The organism is Micromonospora sp. NPDC005203 (assembly GCF_042872705.1).
Lineage (GTDB): Bacteria > Actinomycetota > Actinomycetes > Mycobacteriales > Micromonosporaceae > Micromonospora.
Map to the genome: position 1 here is coordinate 367,977 of NZ_JBIAKV010000003.1, position 21,404 is coordinate 389,380.

At 72.6% G+C, this 21,404-nt stretch carries 8 protein-coding genes; 3 read left to right on the top strand and 5 right to left on the bottom strand.

Features of this window, described 5'->3' with window-relative positions; genetic code table 11:
- Positions 1–4 precede the first annotated feature (4 nt).
- The 5 genes from ACFYPM_RS11410 to ACFYPM_RS11430 form a co-directional block, all read right to left on the bottom strand.
- Positions 5–3,526 (bottom strand): amino acid adenylation domain-containing protein, encoded by a 3,522-nt coding sequence (locus tag ACFYPM_RS11410; protein ID WP_387194250.1) that lies wholly within the window; start codon positions 3,524–3,526, stop codon positions 5–7.
- 192 nt (positions 3,527–3,718) lie between these two features.
- The gene (locus ACFYPM_RS11415; protein ID WP_387194253.1) at positions 3,719–6,802 is read right to left on the bottom strand and encodes a thioesterase domain-containing protein; all 3,084 of its coding nucleotides are present in this window, start codon (positions 6,800–6,802) and stop codon (positions 3,719–3,721) included.
- On the bottom strand, positions 6,799–10,341 hold the full coding sequence (locus tag ACFYPM_RS11420) for an AMP-binding protein (protein WP_387194255.1): 3,543 nt from the start codon (positions 10,339–10,341) through the stop codon (positions 6,799–6,801). The genes ACFYPM_RS11415 and ACFYPM_RS11420 overlap by 4 nt, the downstream gene beginning before the upstream one ends.
- 502 nt (positions 10,342–10,843) lie before the next feature.
- Positions 10,844–13,669, bottom strand: coding sequence for a glycoside hydrolase family 28 protein (locus tag ACFYPM_RS11425; RefSeq protein ID WP_387194259.1), 2,826 nt, complete (start codon positions 13,667–13,669; stop codon positions 10,844–10,846).
- A 16-nt stretch (positions 13,670–13,685) separates the two neighbouring features.
- On the bottom strand, positions 13,686–13,820 hold the full coding sequence (locus ACFYPM_RS11430) for a hypothetical protein (RefSeq protein ID WP_387194262.1): 135 nt from the start codon (positions 13,818–13,820) through the stop codon (positions 13,686–13,688).
- Between the two features lie 271 nt (positions 13,821–14,091).
- On the opposite strand from ACFYPM_RS11430, the gene ACFYPM_RS11435 reads away from it, so the two are divergent.
- From ACFYPM_RS11435 to ACFYPM_RS11445, 3 genes are read left to right on the top strand one after another with little or no spacing between them, the layout of a single operon-like run.
- Positions 14,092–15,519, top strand: a complete 1,428-nt coding sequence (locus tag ACFYPM_RS11435; RefSeq protein WP_387194265.1) for an acyltransferase domain-containing protein — start codon at positions 14,092–14,094, stop codon at positions 15,517–15,519.
- The gene (locus ACFYPM_RS11440; RefSeq protein ID WP_387194268.1) at positions 15,516–18,557 is read left to right on the top strand and encodes an SDR family oxidoreductase; all 3,042 of its coding nucleotides are present in this window, start codon (positions 15,516–15,518) and stop codon (positions 18,555–18,557) included. The genes ACFYPM_RS11435 and ACFYPM_RS11440 overlap by 4 nt, the downstream gene beginning before the upstream one ends.
- Positions 18,554–21,391 (top strand): SDR family NAD(P)-dependent oxidoreductase, encoded by a 2,838-nt coding sequence (locus ACFYPM_RS11445; RefSeq protein WP_387194271.1) that lies wholly within the window; start codon positions 18,554–18,556, stop codon positions 21,389–21,391. The genes ACFYPM_RS11440 and ACFYPM_RS11445 overlap by 4 nt, the downstream gene beginning before the upstream one ends.
- Positions 21,392–21,404 lie beyond the last annotated feature (13 nt).

Consider the following 21,404-nt stretch of genomic DNA (forward strand, 5'->3'; position numbering starts at 1 on the left):
TTCGTCACGCGGAGCCGCCGGGGCGGCGAGGTGGGTTACGACGGGTACGGCCGCGGCGTGCGGCGGCCCGCAGGGCGGCCCGGGCCAGCTCCGGCCGGTCGGCGGCACCGTCGAGGCTGGCGGCGAGCGCTCGGACGGTGGGGTGACGGAACAGGTCGAGCATGCGGATGGACCGGCCGGTCGCGGCGGTCAGCCGGGCGTGCACGGCGGCGAGCGCCAGCGAGTGCCCGCCGATGTCGAAGAAGTTGTCGGTCACCCCGACCCGGTCGTGCTCCAGCACCTCCCGCCAGATCCCGGCGATCAGCTCCTCGGTCTCGGTGAGCCCGTCCGGGCCGACAGGCGTCAGCGCGGGTGGGAGGCCGACCGGGTCACCGCCGGCGACCGTCATCGCGCCGAGCTGCGGCACCCGCACGGTGGGTCGGGGCAGCGCGCTGGCGACCTCGCGGGCCGGCGTGTCCGCCGCCGCGGCCAGCGCGCCCACCAGCTCGGCCAGGTCGGCGAGCAGGTCGTCGACGCGCCCGGCGTCGAACAGGTCCGGGTTGTAGACCACCTCGACGCCCGTACGGCCGCCGTGCTGCACCACGTAGACGGTGATGTCGAACGGCGAGCCCGGCTTGGGCACCGCCACCGGCTCGGCGGCCAACCCGGTCAACGTCAGCGTGGGCGGCGCGAAGTTGAGCACGTTGAACAGCACCTGCACCAGCGGCGCGCGGGCGGTGTCCCGGCCGACGCCGAGCGCCTCGACGATGCGTTCCAGTGGGGCCCCCGGGTGGGCGGTGACCTCGTGCAACTCCCCGGCACAGCGGTCGACCAGCTCGGCGAAGCTCACCCCGCCGGTGCGGACCCGCACCGGCACCGTGTCGATGAAGAAGCCGATGACGTCGTCGAAGGCGGCCAACCGCCGGTCGGCGACGATCGCCCCGAGCACGTGGTCGTCGCCACCGGTGAGCCGCGCGATCAGCTCACCGAAGGCCGCCAGCAGCACCGCGGCGACCGTGGTGCCGCGACGCTCGGCCAGCTCGCGGACCGCGCGGTCGGTGTCGGCGGGCAGCCGGACCGCCGCCTCCGCCCCGGCGTACGTCTGCACCGCCGGCCGCGGCCGGTCCCGGGGCAGGTCCAGCACGGTCGGCACGCCGTCCAGGTGCCCCGTCCACCAGGCCAGGTCGGGCCCGCCCCGGAGCCGGTCGCGCTCGGCACGCCACACCGCGTAGTCGGCGTAGCGGGCCGGCAGCGCCGGCAGTGTGGGCGCCGTGCCGGCCACCGCCTGGGCGTACCCGGCGGCGAGGTCGTCGTAGCAGATTCGCTCCGACCAGCCGTCGAAGACGGCGTGGTGCCAGGTGACGGCCAGCACGTGCTCGGCCGGGCCGAGCCGGTAGACGGTCACCTGCCAGGCTGGCCCGGTGGCCAGGTCGAACGGGTGCGCGGCACCGGCCGCGAGCATCTGGGCCAGCTCCGCCTCCGGCTCGGCGCTGCCGGTCAGGTCGACCACCGGCACCGCCACGTCGGTCGGCTCGGCGCAGACCGCGTAGGGCACCCCGGCGGTCTGCGGGATGCGCCAGCGCAGCACGTCGTGCCGCTCGGCGACGGTCCGCAGTGCCGCGCCGAGGGCCGCGATGTCCAGCGGACCGAGCAGCCGGTGCGCCACCGCGATGTTGTACGGCGCGCTGGACGGCGCGAGCTGGTCGACGAACCAGAGCCGGCGTTGCGGTGGGGAGAGAGTGGGCGGGTTGCCGGTGCTCAGTCGGTCGTCGCCGACGGGTGCGGCGGCCACCCGTTCGGCGAGCCGGCCGAAGGTGCGCGCGGTGAACACCTCGCGGGTGTCGAGCTGCCGGCCCAGCTCGGCGCGCAGCGCGGCGACCAGGCGCATCGCCGCGATGGAGTTGCCACCGGCGGCGAGGAAGTCGGTCGCCGGCCCGGGTGCCGCGCCGAGCAGCCGGGTCCAGATGCCGGCCGCGGCCGCCGCGAGGGGACCACCGGGCACCTCCGGAGCGACGGTGTCGGCGGATAAGGCGGTGCGGGCCGCGGCCAGCGCGCGCAGCGCGAGGCGGTCCAGCTTGCCGCTGATCGGGCTGATCGGCAGGGCCGCGCTGCGCAGCACCCGGGCCGGCAGCATCGCCGTGGTCAACCGACTCCCGGCGTACGCGCGCAGCCGCGCGTCGTCGGGGGCATCCGCCGGAGTGAGGAACGCGACCAGCTCGGTGCCGGCCGGACCGGGCACCGCCTCGACGGCCACCCCGGTCACCCCCGGCAGGTCGGCGAGCACCGCCTCCACCTCGCCCAGCTCGATGCGCTGCCCACGGATCTTCACCTGCCGGTCGGCCCGGCCCAGGTAGACGATCCGCCCCTCCGGGTCCTGCCGCACCAGGTCGCCGGTGCGGTACAACCGCTCGCCGGGCAGCCCGGAGAACGGGTCCGGAACGAACCGCTCGGCGGTCAGCGCCGGCCGGCCCAGGTAGCCGTCGGCCAGCCCGGGCCCGCCGATCAACAGCTCACCGGTCTCGCCCGGCGGCACCGGGTCCAGCACCGCGTCCACCACGTACGCCCGGTGGTTGGGCATCGGCCGGCCGATCGGTACCGGGTCGACCTCGGTGGCGCTCAACGGGCCGCTGACCGCCAGCACCGTCGTCTCGGTGGGGCCGTACGCGTTGAGAAGGCGGCGGCCGGGCGCCCAGCGGGCGGCCAGCGCGGCCGGCACCGCCTCGCCGCCGCAGAGCACCGTACGCCAACCGCTCAGCTCGGCCGGGTCCAACATGGCCAGCACGGTGGGCGTGATGAAACCCCAGTTGACCTCGTGCTCGATGATGAACCGGGCCAGCCGGACCGGGTCGGCGCGATCCGATGCGCCGAGGAGCTGCACCGTCCCGCCGAGCAGCAGCGGCACGAACAGGTCGATGGTGGCCGCGTCGAACCCGAGCGACGCCAGGCCGAGGCTGCGCACGCCGGCGTCGGCACCGCTCAACGCGGCCACGCCCGTGACGAACTCCACCACGTTGCGGTGGCTGGTGAGCACACCCTTGGGCCGACCCGTGGAGCCCGAGGTGAACAGCAGGTACGCCGGGTCGCCGGGCCGGGCCGGGCAGGGCGCGAGTGGGGCCGGGCCGGGCAACCCAACCGCCTCGATGCCAGGGGCATCCCCGAACTCGGTCTCGGCGGCGTCGCCGACCACCAGGGAAATGCCCGCGTCGGCGGCGATCCCGCGAAGCCGCCGGCGCGGGCCGCCCGGCTCCAGCGGCAGGTAGCAACCGCCGGCCAGCAACACCCCCAGCACGGTCGCCACCAGCTCCGGCCGGCGGCTGCCGCACACTCCCACCCGACTCTGCCGGCCGACACCGCGGGCGCGCAGCGCGGCAGCCACCCCGGCGGCCTGGGACAGCAGCGCGGCATAGCTGAGCCGGCTGTCCCATTGGCGCACCGCCGTCGCGTCCGGCGTACGGGCGGCCTGCGCGACCACCAGCTCGGCGATCGTCGCGTCCGGCCAGGGCAGGGCCTCGCCCCGTACGGCGTTGCTGGACAGTAGGTCGGTCACCCGTTCCCCCCGGGATAGCTGTTCGGATCGGTCATCTGCAGGCGCAGCTCACTGACGTGGCCGCGGCCCTGCGCGTCGGTCACCCAGCTGTCGCCCGGTACCGGTAGAAGCTCGGTGACCACGACCGCGCTGTCCGGCCCGATGCGGGCGGCGGCGTCGACCAGCCCGTCCCGCCCAGCGGCAACAGGCGACTCATCGGGCCGGTTCCGGCTCGTCGGCGTCCACGATGTGCAGTCGCAGTTCACTGAAGTAGCGCCGACCGGCCCCGTCGGGCACCCAGGCGTCCTGTTCGGTGGGCAGCATCTCGCTGACCACCACCGTCGTGTCGTCGCCGCCGTCACGCCGGGCCGCCCGGACCAGCACGCAGAACATGTCAGCAAAAGCGGGGCTGCTCAGGTCGACGAAGCAGGGCTTGGTCTCGGTGCCGAGCTTGACGTACACCTGCTCGGGCAGACCCAACCGGCGTCGCCAGTCCCGTACGGCCAGGAAGCGGGCCCGCTCACCCTTCGCCGCGCCGAAGTCGCACGCGCCGACGGTGGTCCGCCAGGTCTGCCGGGCCACCACGAGCCGGTCCAGCGTGATCCTCGGGGTGTACGGGGCGGCCGCGACCAGCTTGAACCCGTCCACGGCGTGCAGGCTGAGCAGCCCGGCGCAGACCTCGGTCAGGAGCCAGCGCTGCCCGTCGGGGGCCACGACCGTCAGTCGGCCGTCCTCGTCCCGCACGGTCAGCGCCACCGTGGGCAGCACCCGGTCCGGGTCGGCGTTGGGCGCGGACGCGAAGGCCACCTGCCGCTCGGTGGGGCCGATCAGCGACTCGGCGACCCGACTGGTGCGGCGCGGCCAGTCGGTGGGATAGAGCAGCCGGATCCGGTTCGGGCCGAGGTCGGCCGCCAGGGCGTCGCGCAGCCGCTCCACGTCCGGATGCGCGGCGGTGAGCACCGCACAGTCGAACGACGGCCAGGCGGCGTGCAGTTCGCCGAGGACCACGGTGTAGTCGCCGCGGGCCAGCGCGCCGGCGTCGGCCGCACAGATCTGTAGGTCGGGGCTGTGCAGCCGGGAGTTCGACCAGTTTGGCCGGAGAACGGGGAAGATCTCGTCGACCCGGGCGACCAGGTCCGCCACGTCCAGCCGCACGTCGGTGCTGCCCGGCGGCAGGTCGGCCAGCCCGAACAGCCCCGCCCAACGGGCCGCGAAGTCGCCGGCCACCGCGTCGACCGGGCGCGGCCCGCTGCCCCAGAACATGCCCTGGACCAGAAACCACAGGTCGGACAGGGCCACCGGGGCGTCGCCGGCCTCGGCGCGCAGCTCGTCGTACAGCTCCCGGAACACCACCGCGTACGCCTCCTCCAAGGCGCCGGCCAGCCAGCGGGCGGCCCGCAGCAGCACGGCGAGCGGGGCGGCGATCCCGTCCAGCAGCGGTGCGCCGAAGACCACGTCCAGGTCACGGCTGGTGTCCTCGTAGCAGAGCGTCCGACCGGCGTACATCTGCCCGGCCCGGCGCTGCGCCGGCTGCCCGGTCAGGTCGGTGAACGTCTCGTCGAGCGCGTTCAGCGCGGCGTGCAGCCGGTCCGGATCGCCGGCCGCGGCGGCGACCGCGTCCCGGGCGGCGCACAGCCGATCGAAGCCGGCCTGGGCGACGGCCCGCGCGGGGGCGTCGCCGACCTGCCTGATCCGCTGCCGCAGCACCTCCTCGGCGGCCGGGCTCACCGGCAGCGCGGCGTCCCAGGTGGCCAGGTCCCGCTGCACCAGCCGGTCGAGCAGCGCGTACCCGTCCTCCGGCCGACGCAGACCGACGGCCGGGTCGGTGACCAGCTCGTGGGCGGGGCGGTGGCCGTCGGCGGCACCGAGCAGTGCCGCCTCGACCGGCGACAGGGGCACCGGGGGTCGACCCGGCCGGCGCACCTCCCGGCCGGCGAGGCTCAGGTGCGGGGCGAGCTGGGGTGCCCACCAGCGGCGGACGGCCAGGTCCTCAGCGATCCGCTGCGCGTACACGGTCAGCGCCCAGGACTCGAACCACACCCAGCGGTCACGGGTCAGCGCCGCGCCCGGCCGGACCTCGGCGGCGACCGGCAGCCCCGGGTCGAGGGTGACCCAGCAGCTCGGGCCGAAGAAACCGACGGTCTCGTTCTTGCCGCAGTAGCGCTGCCAGTACCTGATGACGGCCCGTTCGCGCTCACGCCTACGGGTGTTGCGGGGAGCGTTGGGGCCACCACCGACCAGCCCGTCCAGGGTGGGCAGCACCCCCCGGTTCTGCCAGGTGATCGCCTCGCGTAGCAGCGGGTCGGCGGCCAACTCGGTGATCCGCCGGGTGGCGGTGGACAGCGCCTCGGCGAACTCCTTGTCGAAAACGTCGGCACCGGTGCCGGTGGTCAGCAGCTCGTCGGCCGCCGCAGCGGCGTGCGGCGCGGACAGCAGGGTCAGCCCGTCGGCCGGAAAGCCGGTGCTGCGCAGGACGGCGTCGCGCCACACCGACCAGCCGGTGTCGCCCAGCGGGACCCGGTGCGCGGCGGCGGCCGCCCTCGGCGCGGCGGCCGGCGGTTCGGCGGTGAGCGCCGCGGTCAGGTCGGCGCGGATCACGTCGGCCAGCTCGGGCAACGCGTCGTGCAGGAAGAAGTGCCCGCCGTCCAGCTCGTGCAGGGTGAAGCCGGCGGCGGTGTGCTCCCGCCAGGCCGCGCTCTGCTCCCGGGTCACCGCCGGGTCGCGCCGGCCGGTGAACGCGATGATCGGCACCGGCAGCGGCTCCTCGGGCCGGTACCGGTAGGTGTCCACCCGCTCGAAGTCGGCGCGCAGCAGCGGCAGCAGCAGGTCGACCAGCTCGGGGTGCTCCAGCACGCCGGCGGGCAGGCCGCCGCCGGTCCGCAGCCGGCGCAGCAGCTCGTCGTCGTCCACCTGGGACAGCCCGTCGAAGATGGTGGGCGCGGTGACGTGCGGTGCGCGGGCGCCGCCGACGTAGAGCCGCAGCGGCAGTGGACGCCCGGCGCGGCGCAGCTCGCGGACCACCTCGAAGCCGAGCCGGCCGCCCATCGAGTGGCCGTAGATGGCGTAGGGCCCGGTGGCCCGCCCGGCGATGGCGCTCGCCACGTCGACCACCCGGAACCGGGGGTCCTCGCTGATCCGGTTTTCCCGGCCGGGGAGCTGCACCGGCAGCACCTCGACGTCCGGACCGAATCGGCCCGGAAAGTTGCGGAACGCGCCGGCTCCGGCGCCGGCATAGGGCAGGCAGAACAATTGCACCGGTGCCGGATCGCGGCTGCCGGCGGAGAGGAACCAGTTCACCGAACACCTTTCTGAGGAGGTTCGATCCAGTACCGCTGCCGCTGGAAGGGGTAGGTGGGCAGCGAGGTTCGTCGGACGCCGTCGGCCGGGTGCAGGGCCGTCCAGTCCAGGGACCGGCCGGTCACCCAACCGGCGGCCAGGTCGCGCAGCGGGCCGGCCGGACCGACCACTCGGGTGTCCGTGGCCAGTAACGCGTCGAGCGCGGCGACCGCGTCGGCCGGGGTGGTGGCGACCACCGCGGCTCGGCAGCCGAACTCCCGTCGGCCCAGCGCCAGCGTCGCGGCGACCTCGGCCAGCGTGGGCGCGGTGCCCGCCAGGTGCCGCCGCAGCCGGGTCAGGGCCGCCCGCAGAGCCGCGGGGGTACGCGCCGACACCGGCAGCAGGTGCGCGCTGGCCGACCCGGTGTCGACCGGCTCGACCGCGGGTGGTTGCTCCACCACGACGTGCGCGTTGGTGCCGCCGAGCCCGAACGAGCTGACCCCGGCCACCCGGCGCGGCACGTCGGGCCAGTCCCGCGCCTTCGTCGGTACGTAGAACGGACCGGCGGCCAGGTCGATCTCCGGGTGCGGACGGGTGAAGTGCAGGTTCGGCGGGATGACCCCGTGCTGTACGGCAAGCACCGCCTTGATCAGCCCGGCGATGCCGGCCGCGGCGTCGAGGTGACCGATGGTGGTCTTCACCGAGCCGAGCGCGCAGGTCTCGGCGGGGGCGGCGCCCCCGTACACCTCGTGCAGCGCGGCCACCTCGATGGCGTCCCCGAGCGGCGTACCGCTGCCGTGTGCCTCGATGAAACGGACCTCGCCCGGGGCGACCTCGGCGGCGGCGAGCGCGCCGGTCACCGCGGCGGCCTGCCCGGCCGGACCGGGGACGGCGTAGCCGGCTCGGTCGGCACCATCGTTGGTGACCGCCCAGCCGGGCAGGATCGCGAGGACGCGGTCCCCGTCAGCCTGCGCGTCGGCGAGCCGACGCAGCGCCACCACCCCGACGCCGGAGCCGAAGCCGGCGCCCTGGGCGGCCTCGTCGAAGGCCCGGCAGCGACCGTCCGGTGAGGCCAGGCCACCGGGGGTGTGCCGGTGCCGGGGCCAGGTAACGCTCACGCCACCGGCCAGAGCGATGTCGCACTGGTAGTCGGCCAGGCTCTGCGCGGCCAGGCAGACCGCGACCAGCGAGCTGGAGCAGGCGCTCTGCACGGCCACCGCCGGCCCGGTCAACCCCAGCCGGTACGCCACCTGGCCGGGCAGGTGGTCGGTGAGCTGGCGGCCGATCAGGCGGGCCTCCCAGTCGTCCGGATCGACGTCACCGATCACGGCCGGGTTGTCCATCAGGTGAAAGAGGAAGTAACGGTTGACGGAGGTGGCGCCGTACACGCCGACGAGGCCGGGGAACCGGGTCGGGTCGTGGCCGGCGTCCTCCAGCGCCTCCCACGCGGTCTCCAGGAACAGCCGGTGCTGCGGGTCGGTACGGGCGGCCTCCTGGTCGCCGAAGGAGAAGAACTCCGCGTCGAAGTCGGCGATGCCGTCGAGCCGCCCGGTGGCCTTGACGTGCCGGGGGTCGGCGCGCAGCCCGGGGCCGACGCCCAGCGCCGCCAACTCCTCGTCGCTGTGGTCGTGGATGGCGTCCACGCCGGCGCACAGGTTCCACCAGAAGGTGGCCACGTCCACCGCTGCCGGGAACCGGCCGGCGAGACCGACCACGGCGATCTCCTCGCCGGTGTACTCGCGGACGCCGACCGACGAGGAGTACGCACCGCCGGTGGACGGCGACGCGGTGGACGGCGACGCGGTGGACGGCGACGCGGTGGACGCCGAGGCGGTCGCGACGGGCGGGGCCGGCAGGTCGGCGGCCGGCGGCGGGTCGACCAGTAGAGCCTGGGCGGCGACCGTCGGATGCTCGAAGAGCCGCAGCAGCGGCAGCCGGACCCCGAACCGTTCGGTCAGTCGCTGCTGCACCTGGCCGAGCAGCAGGGACTGCCCGCCGACGTCGAAGAAGCTGTCGGTGCGGCCGACAGCGTCCCGGCCGAGCACGGTGCACCAGATGTCGTGCACGATCCGCTCGGTCGGGTTGGCCGGTCGATCCTCGGCCAGCACGGCCCGGGCCGGCGCCGGCAGCGCCCGTTCGTCGATCTTTCCGCTGACGGTCAGCGGAAACTCGGCGACCGGCACGACGGCGCGGGGCAGCGCGTACTCGGGTAGTTGCCGGGCCAGGGCGGCCCGCAGCGCGGCCGGGTCCACCGGTCTCCCGGTTGACCGGACGTACGCCAGCAACTCGCCGTCACGGGCGACGGCACGCACCTCGGCGACGCTCGGCTCGGCGGCGAGCACCGACTCGATCTCGGTCAGCTCGACGCGGAACCCGCGCACCTTGACCTGCCGGTCGAGGCGGCCGAGGCAGCGCAGGTCGCCGGTGGGCAGCAGCTCGCCGAGATCGCCGGTGCGGTACGCCGGCACCCCGTCGGGGTCCAGCCCGAACCGGTCGCTGGCCTGGTCGAGGTAACCGGGGGCGAGGTGCCGGCCGCGCACCACGATCTCGCCGTCCGGGGTCAGCCGCAGGGCGTACCCGGGCAGGGCGGTGCCGATCGGCAGCGGCCCGGTGGCCGTACGGTCGACGTCGGCCAACGGCAACGCGGACCGAGCCGCGAAGGTCATCTCGGTGGCACCGTAGCCGTTGACGAGCACGCAACCCGGGGCGAAGTGACCCTGGGCGCGGGCGGCGTCGGCGTAGCTGGCCTGTTCGCCACCGAGCAGCACCACCCGGACCCGGTCGAGCCGGTCGACGCCGGGAGTGTCCAGCAGGTACCGGAAGACCGTCGGGGTGGAGTGGTAGACGGTGACGCCGTGCCGGGCCAGTTGCTCGACGGCGTACGCCAGCCCGTGGCGGCGCAGGTCGACCGGGACGACGGCGGCGCCGGTGAGCAACGCCGGGTAGAGGTCGGGGATGGCCGCGTCGAAGCTGAACGAGGCGAGCAGGCTGAGCCGGTCGTCCGGCCGCAGGTCGAGGGTGGCGATCTGGTTGTCCACCACGTGCAGCAGGTTGCGGTGGGTCTGCCCGACCGCCTTGGGCCGGCCGGTGGAGCCGGAGGTGAACAGCACGTACGCGAGAGCGTCCGGGTCCACCGATACCGGCCGCAGCGGCGCCGGCCGCACGTCGACGGCGGGGACGACCCGCGTGCCGGGCCGGTCGGTGGCGAGCCGGTGGGCCAGCTCGGTGTGCTCGCCCCCGCTGAGCAGCACGGTGACGTCGGCGCCGTCGACGAGCTGACGCAGTCGCTGCTCCGGGAAGCCCGGGTCGAGCGGCACGTAGGCGGCGCCGGCGGCGAGGGTGCCCAGCATCGCGGCGATGGTGCCGGTGCCGTGTGTGGTCAACAGTCCGACCCGGTCGCCGGGATGAACGCCGGCCCGGGCCAGCAGCTCGGCGTGGCCGCCGGCCAGGCCGGCCAGGCCGGCGTAGTCGAGCGGGCCGGTGTCACCGAGCACGGCGGGATGGTTGGGCCGGGCGGTAGTGGCATCGCCGAAGCGATGGATCAGCGTCGAATCTTCCATCTTAGGACGCGCACATCGCTCCACACGAGATGGACACGCGGCGGCCGGCCACATTGATCATGATCCCCCCCAGGACTTCACGATGGAACGAGCATATGACTCAATGCCTGGCGCGGAAGATCATTGACTAGAGTCGACCCGAAGGGCCAGCGGGTAGTCAGACGAGGGATGACGAAAATCGTCCAATCATCCCCCTGGCGCAGCGGCGGATTTGCGCCTAAAGACGATCAACAGGGGCTATTTTTACGGTCGCACATTCATTGCGTAGAGGAATTTCCCGACCAGAGACATCGGGGTCGCGCGCCGCGGACCACGCTCTGCGCCGTGGGTTCAGCGCGTGAACGGTTCCGGCGGGACGCGGCCGACAGCACCGTCGTCGTCGCGCGACAGGCGCGACACCATCTCCCGGAACTCCCGCACGGTGACCGCCTCGCGCCGGGTGGCGAAGACGGCGCCGGTGTCACTCCGGGCGGTGGCCGTGCCGGCAAACGCCGTTGCAGTATCAGCCCGTCGCATACGTACGCACGTCGACAGTGGCTGTCATCGGCCGGGCTCCGGGACTCGCAAGCGTCGCCGAGCTGTCCCGCAGGATCACCCCGTCTGCGTGTCGGATGAAGAAGCCGTACGCCGCAAGGTAGGGCCAGCGGGTGCTCTCGGGATAGTCGCCGTGGTACTCGTTCGGAGTCTGCGCAGCGACCGATCCGCCGACGGTGACGTTGACTTTCACATTGCTCAGGAGGATGTCGTACATCCCGTACGTGGCGCCCGTGCTCTCCGTGGTACCCGAGAGCACGGCTCCCGTCGCAAGATGGTTGGGTGCCGCATCAGCGATGCGGGTAGCGGTGATGTCCTCGAAGCGCAGGCCGCTGATCCACCGCGGGTCGGGTGATCCAGTTCGGCGCCCGATCAGCACGAAGATCGCCCGCTGCGTCTGGTCGATCGTGACACGCCGGAACCGGGCACTGGTGACCGTCCCGCCGCCAACCTCGGTGACGACGATTCCCGCGTTGCGCGGTCGTTTGACTAGGACGTCCTCGACCGTGATGTCGGCGAAGGCGCCGTCGCTGGCGGTGCCGAACTTGACGCCGTTCGCCCGTCCGGAGGCGGACACGCTCGACAGCCGGACGACGGCCCCGACGACTCCGCGGCTGGAGACGCGCTGGCTGGTCGAGAAGTGACTCTTGAAGCAGATCGAGTCGTCATCGCTGTAGACGTCCACCCTTTCGATGAGGACGTCGTGACCGTCGACGACGTCGATGCCGTCACGGTTCCCGTCGATGTTGCTGTCGACCGCGACGTCGGTGATGGTCAGGCCGTCGATTTCGGCGGGCACAATGCCCCAGAAAGCGGCGTCCTTCAGGTAGACGTCACGGATGGTGACATTACTGCCGGAGGTGAGGAACATGCCGGCCGGACGGTGGTTTTCGGCGGGCACGGGCTGGTCGCCGGCCCAGGCGGGATTCGTGCCGTTGCCGTGGATGACTCCGCCGCCCTCGATGGTCAGATTGTTTGCCCGGTGGGAGAAGAGCAGCGCCTTGGTGAGCACACCGCCGACGAAAGGGCGGCTCGGGGCGATCCTCGCAACGGGAGGGTAGGCAGCGTCCTCCCAGGTGCCCAGCAGCATGGCATCGGGTGCCACGAAGAACGTCATGTCGGACTTCAACATGATCGTCCCGGTGCGGAACACACCGCCGCTGAGCAGGACCGAGCCGCCGGTGGGAGTCGCGTTCACCGCCGCCTGGACCGCTGCGGTGTCGTCGGTGGTGCCGTTCCCGGTCGCGCCGAACGAGCGCACGTCCACAACCGGCCCGGTCGGTGCCTGGTCGGGAACCGGATACGCGAGAACCTTGTCGGCGTACACGGTGCCGACCTGGCCGGCGCCGACGCCGAGGACGAGTTGCGCCACATCGGCCGCGGCCGGGTCGCGGAACGGGAAGTGGGTGGGTCCTGCCGTGGTGCTGACCGCCGGAAAGCGCCGGCCGTCTGCGTAGGCCACGAACTTTCGGCCCGGAACGTCGAGCACGAGGCGGACCGTGTACCACTCGCCGGGCTGCACACCGGAGAGCAAGACATGGCTGACCCCACCGGATACGTACTGCAGGACCGAGTTGCTGAACTGTAGCGAGGCCGAGATCCTGCCAGTGGAACTGCGGATGTATAGCGCCATCTTGACACCGGTCGTCGACTCCGTCCGCAGGTTGGCCTGCACCATCACCACGCCCGTCTGCGGTGTCCTCAACGCCCGGGTGGCGGTCAGCTCCCGAGTGCTGGTGGTCTTGGTGATGCGCAGGCTGCGGTCGGCGTCGCTCGGGACGGGCTGCGCACCGACGGTGCCCCCGCCACCGGCAACCACGTAGCCCGGCGCCACAGCACCCACCGGCACGTCGTCGAACAGGTCCTTGGCCTGGTACGCCGCGGTGTCCTCGGGCACCCTTCGCAGGCTCACGTTGTCGACCCACATCGTGCCGAGGTTGGTGGCGCCGGGACCGAGGCCGAACGTGAGCCGGCCGACATCGGCGGCCGGAGTGCGGAACGGCGCGGCGTCGAGCAGTTTGGCACCATCGACGTACAGGTCGAAGGTCTGGTCGTCGGTGCGCAGCTCGACACGCACGACGTGCCAGCCGTGCGACGCGGCCGCGAGCGTCTGATCCGGGCCGGCGTTGTAGTAGCGCCCGGCGCGGATGCCGATGCTCGCCACCGGCACGCCGGTCCGGCTGGCCACGTAGAGCACGTTGAACGCACCTACCGCCGAGTCGACGCGGACGCGTGCCTCCGCCTCGACGACGCCGGTGAGACCGGCCGCCGTCCGCCGCTCCACAATCGTCGACGAAGCTGCGTCAGTCGCAGTCTTCGTCAGCCGGAGGCTGCGGTCCACCGCGTCTGGGAGGGCGGCGACCCCGACGGTCCCGCCGGACGTATCGGTACCCCAGCCGGCGGGCACAGTGCCGAACTCGGCATCGTTGAAGTGCTCCATGACAGACGACGTGGCACCCGGGCCGGTGCTCGCCGCCTGCGCCCCCTCGGGGGCAACCACGACGATGGTGGCCAGACACGCCGCCATCAAAAGGGTGGTGCTCCGCATAGCGCAGCAAGTTACCAGGATGAATAGCTTTGATGACCCCGCACGGCGAGCGGCCCTGCCGCCCAAACAGGGGGTGCCAGATCCGATGACGGCCTCATTCCGCTCACCCCCGGCGAGGTCCACCGCCTGCTGGCCCACCCGATCACCACCACCCGACCTGTCAACCACAGCACGTCGTTGCGTCAGGCGGAATGACCGTTCGTCAACCGATCCTGCATCGCGATCTTGCACTTCCTGCCCCGACATTAGGGTGCATTACCGCTTAAATTGGCGACAGGAACTGCAAGATCGGCGCGATTCTCCTGCTGTGCACGATGGTGGCGTTGATCGGCACCGGGTGCGTCGGCGCCGAGTACGGCTCGTGCAGGGCGAGAAAGTACCCGTCCGGGGTGGGCACTCGACTCCTTCGTCGTTGGGCTACGGCCGCCGGCGAGAGGTCGCGGACCTGATGTATCCCGGTCGATGACCTAACGCGCATCCCAGTCGACGACCTAACGTGTTTCCCACCGGCCGACCGTCCCCTGTGTATCGACCGAGGGGTCGGGAGCGGGCCTCGGCACGGCCGAGGAGCGGAGGACAGGAGGACAAGGCCGGCTCGCCAGACCTCCGGCCGGTGGCGGCGCTTCAGCGTCGGTGACACCACACGAGGGGATAGCGGAGGAGATCTGATGTTCGATCAACCAGAGATTGCTGTCGGTGTTTTCCCCGGACAGGGTGCCTACTTCCCCGGCTGCCTGGACTTTATTGGTGCCGACCGGGAGTTGGAAGAGCTCGTCGAGCAGGTCGATCGGGTCAGCTCGGCCATGCTCGGCCACCAACCGATCGCCGGCCTGCGCGCTGGTGAGCCGCCGAGCACCCAACAGCTGTTCGCCGACTCGCCCGACACCATGCAGCTCGCGATCTTCACCAGCACCGTCGCGACACACGACGCGCTACGCCGCCGTGGTGGCGCGTTCGGCGCGCTGATCGGCCACAGCATGGGCGAGATCGCCGCGCTGGTTGCCGGAGGTGCCCTCAGCGTCGAGCAGGGCGCGTCCGTGCTCTGCCACCGGATCGCCGTACTGCGGGAGCACGCCACGGCCGAAGGCGGGCTCGTCGCTGTCGGTTGCGGCCGGAACCGGATGGACGCCGTGCTCGCGCTACTCGACCACGCCGGCCCGGTGATCGCGTCCGACAACGGGCCGGAACAGGTGGTGGTCTCCGGGTCCGCCGACGCGCTGCGCCGGGTCAAGGCGATCGCCGCCGCGATCGGAGTGCCGGCCACACCGCTGCTCTCGGCGTACCCGTTTCATCACACCATGTTGACGACCGCCCGACAGGCGCTCGCGGAGCGGCTCACGGGGCTGCGTGCCGCGCCCATGCACACCCCGGTCTTCTCCCCGATCCTGGGCCGGTTCTACCGGGCGGACGACGACCTGGCCGCGATGCTCTCCGCGCACCTTGTGCTGCCCGTGGACTTTGCCGGCACCGTTGGCCGACTGTACCGGGCGGGCGCTCGGGTCTGGGTGGAACTCGGCGCGGGTCGGGCGCTGACCAACGTGGTCCGTTCGCTCCACCCCGACGTCACGGTGTTGACGCCGGTGACCGAGACCGCGACGACCATCGCGGAGGCCGCTGCCTTCCTCGTACCGTCGTCGACCGTCGCCGTCCCGCCGGCCGCCACCGTGCGCGCTACGCTCGTCCCGCCGACCGCGACGCCCGCTGCGCCGACCACTGCGCCCGCTGCGCCGACCACTGCGCCCGCTGCGCCGATCGCTGCGCCGCCCGCTCCGCCAGCCCCCACGCCTGCCGCGGCGACCCCGGAGGTACGGGAAGCGGCCGGTCGGTCGGCGCTACCCCGGTCCGAGATCGCCGCGCAACTGCGCGCCATGTACGCCCAGGCTCTCGAATACCCGGAGGAGGTCTTCGAGGACGCCGCGCAACTGGAGGCGGACCTCGGTGTGGACTCGGTCAAGCAGACCGAACTGCTCAACCGCATCGGCCAGACGTTCGCGCTGGGTATGCGCCCCGAGGGGATGCGCATCGGCGAGTACCGCACCTTCGGCAACGTGGTCGACCTCGTGCACGGGAACCTCGCGAGCGGGCAGGTCCGATGACGGGCGGACGGGTGGTCCTGGTCACCGGCGGGGCCGGCAGCGTCGGCCGGGAGATCGTCCGAGGTTTCGCGGCGACCGGTGCCACCGTCCTGATCAACTGCTTCCATTCCTGGCCAGCGGCGAAGGACCTGGCCGCTGAGGTGGTCGCAGCGGGTGGACGGGCGAAGCCGCTGCGCGCGTCAGTGGCCCGACCGGCGCAGCTCGAGCAGATGTTCGACCAGGTGCGCGACGAGTACGGCCGGCTCGACGTGCTGGTGAACAATGCCGCCACCGGGACCTTCGCCACGATCGACGACATCACCGACGAGCACCTGGACCGCGCTTTCGACATCAACGTCAAGGGACCGCTGTGGTGCTCACGCACCGCCCGTCGGCTACTTGCCGCCACCCCGGGGGCATGCATCGTCAACGTCTCGTCCATGGGCGCCACGCACGCCCCGGCCAACTATCTGTCCGTCGGGGTGTCCAAGGCGGCCCTGGAGAGCCTGACGCGGTATCTGGCGGCCGAGTTCGCGGCGGACGACATCCGGGTGAACACCGCGTCGGCCGGCCTGATCGAGAACGACGTCGGCCGCCGCTTTCCCGGCTTTCCCTCGCTGCGGGACAATCTGGTGGACGCCACGCCGATGCGGCGACTCGCCACGCCAGAGGATCTGGCCGGCGTGGTCCTGCTGCTCGCGTCGCCCGAGGCCGGCTGGATCACCGGGCAGACGGTGTTGGCCGACGGCGGGCTGAGCCTGCATCATCGGGCGCTGTCACCCGACGCGGCCCCGCCGGCCCCCGCCCCGTCGACCGCTGTCACGCTTCCCGAGGAAGCGGGTGTCACGCTTCCCGAGGCGACGAGCGATGCCACCCCCGCACCAACCGGTCCCGACGCCACGTACGACCCGGTGGTCGTCGTCGGGATGGGGCTCGCGGTGCCCGGCGCGTCCGACCCCGACGGGTTCTGGTCGCTGCTCAACGAGGGTGCCGAACTGTTCGTCGAGGTGCCTCCGGAGCGCTGGTGGATGGACGGCTTCCACCACCCGGACCCGACCGCGCCGGACAAGACCTACCAGCGCAGGTCGGGGTTCATCACCGACCTGCGAGCACACCCGGCGATGGCCGGCGAGTCGATCGTCGACGACGACACCACGGACTTCACGATCCGGTGGCTGCGGCACTGCGTCCACCAAGCTCTCGACGGCGTCACCCGGCGCCCCGGCGACCGGTACGGCGTCTGGGTCGGGTACACGCCGGACGGCAGCCAGCACCTGTTCGAGGCGCTGGCGAGCCAGGAGTTTCTCGCGATGGCTGGAACCGCGGCGGACGAGCCCGGGGTACGCGACGACCTGCGCACCCTGCTCGACCGGGTGCTGCCGCACCAGTCCCCGGACCGGCCGGTGGCCCTGCCGCACCAGGTCGGGCGCGCCGCGGTGGCCGGAATCCTGCCGGACGACGCTCGGGTGACGATGGTGGACACCGCCTGCTCGTCCTCGCTGTACTCGATCGATCTGGGTATCCGCGACCTGCTCACGGGGGATGCGGACATCGCGCTCTGCGGCGGCTCGTTCGCGCTCATGCCGAGTGGTTCGGTGCTCTTCGCCAAGCTCGGTGGCCTGTCCAAGACCGGGGCGGTACGCGCGCTCGACCGTGCCGCCGACGGGGTGCTCTTCTCCGACGGTGCCGGTGTGGTGACGCTCAAGCGGCTCTCCCGGGCGCTCGCCGACGGCGATGAGATCCACGGCATCCTGGCCGGCTCCGGGCTTTCCGCCGACGGTAAGGGTAAGGCGATCTACGCGCCGTCCAGCAGCGGGCAGGAGTTGGCGGTGAACCGCGCGCTGACCCGTTCGACGGTCCGCCCCGGCGACGTGGGCATGGTCATCGCGCACGCGACGGGCACCCCGGCCGGCGACGAAGCGGAGTTCCTGTCTCTGCGGGCCGCCTACGCGGGCGACGCGCCGATCCAGGTGACGTCGAACAAGTCGCTGATCGGGCACACCGGCTGGGCAGCCGGCGTGGTGTCGGTCATCCACGCGCTGCTGGCCCTGCGGCACGGGGTGATACCCGCCCAGTACCGGTTCACCGGCACCCCCGAGTCGTTCGGAGTGGATACCTCCAACCTCGCCGTACCCAGCGAGCCGGTCGCCTGGCCGCCCCTGCCGGACCGGTGTCGCACCGCGGCGGTCTCCGCTTTCGGATTCGGCGGCACCAACGCCCATCTGCTGGTCAGCGAGTACCGCCCGGACGTGAACGGCGCCTACGGCTACGGCGAGCCGCACACCGATCCGCTGGTGCTGGTCGGCTGGTCGGGACACCTGCCCGGAGTGGACGACACCGAAGCGGTCGCGGACTGCTCCGTCGGCCGTGCCGGTGCCCCGCACACCTTCGGTCCGGTCTATCCCCATCCGCCGTTCCCGAAGCTTCAGATGCCGCCGCCGGCGGCGAGGGCCACCGACCGGACCCAACTGATGCTGGTCGAGTGCATGCAGCGCCTCGACGGGCAGGTACGCCAGGCCTGCGAGCGTCGCCGCGAGCGGACCGGGGTGGTGGTCGCGCACGCGGGTCCGACCCGCAACGCGGTCCTGCTCGCGCTGCGCTGCTACCTCGACGAGCTGGACCGCGTCGGTACGGAGGCCCGCGATCCGGAGGCGCTGGCCCGGCTGCTCAAGCAGCTCCGGCAGGACGTCACCGGGCGGATCGCCGCGCCGACCGAGGACTCCTTCCCGGGCGAGATGCCCAACGTCATCGCGGCCCGGCTCTGCAACTACTTCGATCTGCGCGGCCTCAACATCACCGTGGACGGCGGCGGTGCCTCGCTGGCGGACGCGTTCGAGGTCGCCGCCCACTACCTGCGCTTCGGCGACCTCGACCTGGCGCTGGTCGCCGGGGTGAACGGCAACACCCTGGCATCGTGGCGGGCCGTGTTCGCCTCGGAGGGCGAACTGGCCGAGGGCGCGTTCCTGTTCGCGTTGACCCGGCGGTCGGTGGCCGAGGCCGAGGGGCTGCCCATCCTCGCCGAGTTGGACCAGTTGTCCGTAGCGGAGGTGACCCGATGAGCGGGCTCGGCACGAAACTGGCCGGGGCGAGCGGCGCCGCCGGGCTCGCCGCGATGCTGTCCGGCCGCGTCGAGTACGGCACCGTGGCGGTACGCGCCGATGCCGCCGGCCCGGTACGGGCGCTGCGGCTGCGCCGGCCCGGGCCGGCCGCGACCGACGCACCGACCGAACAGCTGCTGCGCCGGCACGTCCTGGAACTGGCTGAGCTGCCCTACCGGGCGATACGGCCGGTGCCGGAACTGCTGCCGGCGGGTGTGCTGGTGCTGACCAACACGACCGCCGCCGCCGCGGAATTCTCGCTGCCGGCCGACGGTACCGTCCTGGTCGTCTCGGACGACACGGTCGAGGTACGCACGTCCGGCGGAGTGCGCCACCTGTCACCGGCGGACTGGCCCGAGGCGCGGGCACCAGTCGGGGCGCCACCCCGGCACGTACGCGTGATCGTGGACACCCGGGACCCGGAGCTGCACGTCGCAGGCTGGTCGACCCGGTCCGGGGATCTGCTCCGGCTGCACGAGTGGGCGTTCCTGGCAGCGCAGGAGAGCGCCGACCGGCTGGTCGACGGCGGCAGCTATCTGGTCACCGTACTCGACGGGGTCACCGCCGACGGCACGCCGCGGCCGTTCACCGGGCTGTTCACCGGGCTGACGAAGAGCCTGGCGCTGGACTGTCCCGGTGCGCTGGTGGTCGCCACCGTCCACGCAGCGGGGCCGGCATCGGCCATGCTCGCCACCTCGGTGGCAGAACTCGGTGCCGAGCAGCTGTTGCCGTGCGTGTACCACGTCGACGGCCGTCGGACGACCCCGCGAGCCCGTCCGGAGCAGGTGGACGAGCCCGATGCGGCGCCGCCACCGCTGGACGTTTCGTCGCTGGTGGTGGCGGCGGGTGGTGCGCGAGGAATCGGCGCGCCGATCCTGCTCGCCCTGGCCCGGCGCTACGCGCCACGGATCGTGCTCCTGGGCAGCTCCGCGCCGCCGGCGGACGACGATCCGGTGCTGGATTTCGACGACCCGCAGCAGCGCAGCCGGTACATCCGGGAACAGGTCACCGGCCCGGACCGGGTATCGGTCGCGGCGGCCAACGCGCGGTTCGACCGGCTACGCGACGCGGCCCACATGCGCCGTACGCTGACCGAACTCGCCCTGCACTGCGGACCCGGCCGGGTCCAGTACCTGCGCTGCGACCTGCGCGACACCGCGGCGGTGCGGGAGACCATCGGTGCGGTCCTGGCCGAACAGGGCGACATCGACCTGCTGATCAACATCGCCGGCATCAACCGCGCCTCCGACCTACGCTCCAAGAGCCTGGCCGACTTCCGCACGGTGCGTGACCTGAAGGTCCGCACCTACCTCAACCTGGCCGACGCCCTGCGGGAGCGGCCACCGGCCCGGTGGTGCAACTTCGGATCGTTCGTGGGCTTCAGCGGTACCCGGGGCGAGACCGACTACGCCTCCGCCAACGACTTTCTCAACACGGCAGCCGCCGCCCGTGACGACGGCTCGACCGAGCACACCATCGGCTGGACGCTGTGGCGCGACACCGGCCTGGGCGCCAGCACTGTGATGCAGGAATTCCTCAGTCGGTCCGGCTGGTTCACGGCCACCCCGACCGAGGAGGGCGTGGCGCACTTCCTGGCCGAACTCGCGTGTCCGAGGCCGCCGGCCGCGACCGTCCTGTTCGGTGACCGCGAGGCGGGCGCGCTCTCCACGGTGCTCCCCGGTCTGCTCGACTTCTGCGCCGCGGCACCACCCGAGCCCACGACACGGCAGGTGCCCGCCGCACCATCCCGTTCCGCCGCAGCGCCCCGGTCCGCCAAACCACCGCAGCCCGCGGTGCCGCTGGCGGGACCGGCACCCCGGGCCGAGCGGCGGCTACCGTTCATCGACGACGTCGTACACCGGGACGCGACGTCGCTGACCGCCGTACGCACCTTCGATCTCGATCGCGACGGCTACCTGGAGCACCACCAGGTGCTCGAGTTCCCCACCCTGCCCGGCACGTTCGTACCAGAACTGGCCGCCGAGGTGGCCGTGATGCTGGTGCCCGACCGAGTGCCGGTCGTCTTCGAGGATCTCCGGTTGGAGTCCTTCCTGCGGGTCTACCGGGACGGCCGAAGCAGGACGAAGCGGCTGACCGCGCGACTGTTGCACAGCGACGACACCGAGTCGGTGGTGCAGGTGCGGATCTCCGGCGACGTGCTCGGGCCAGGCGGACGGGTCCTGGTACGCGACCGGCTGCACTTCTCCGTCGTGGTGCGGCTGCGCGACCGGCCGACGCCCGGGCCGCGCTGGACACACTGGGACGAACACGGCAGCGAGGCGTTGATCGACCCCTACCACGCGTCGGGCTCACCGGTGCTGCTGCGCGAGGTGTTCCGCTCCACGAGGGACACCCGGGTGCACCCGCTGGGTCGCCGCGGACGGCTGGCCCTGGACACCGCCGGCATCCACCGCTGGTTCCCCGACCTGCTGGTGCCGTCCGTCCTGCTCGACGGGCTGGTCCGAGTGGCCGTGTTGGAACGTGCGCACGGCCGTTGGACGCCTGTGGCGATCCCCCGGCACGTCCGGCGCATCGACCTGTACGGCGGTCACACGGACGCCAGCCTGGCTGCCCGCGGCGAAGACGTGGAGTTGTACGTGACCCCGGTCGATCTCGATCTCGAAGACCCGAACCCCGACAATCGCGCCATCGCGGTGTCCCGCGATGGTGAGGTGCTACTCCAGGTCAAGGACATCATCGGCGCGATCGTCGGCTACCTCGACCAGTCCACCGGCGAGATCGTCGACCGCAAGACGTTCGACGAGATGTTTCCCGCCCCAGCGACTCGGCCCTGAGCACCGCACAAGG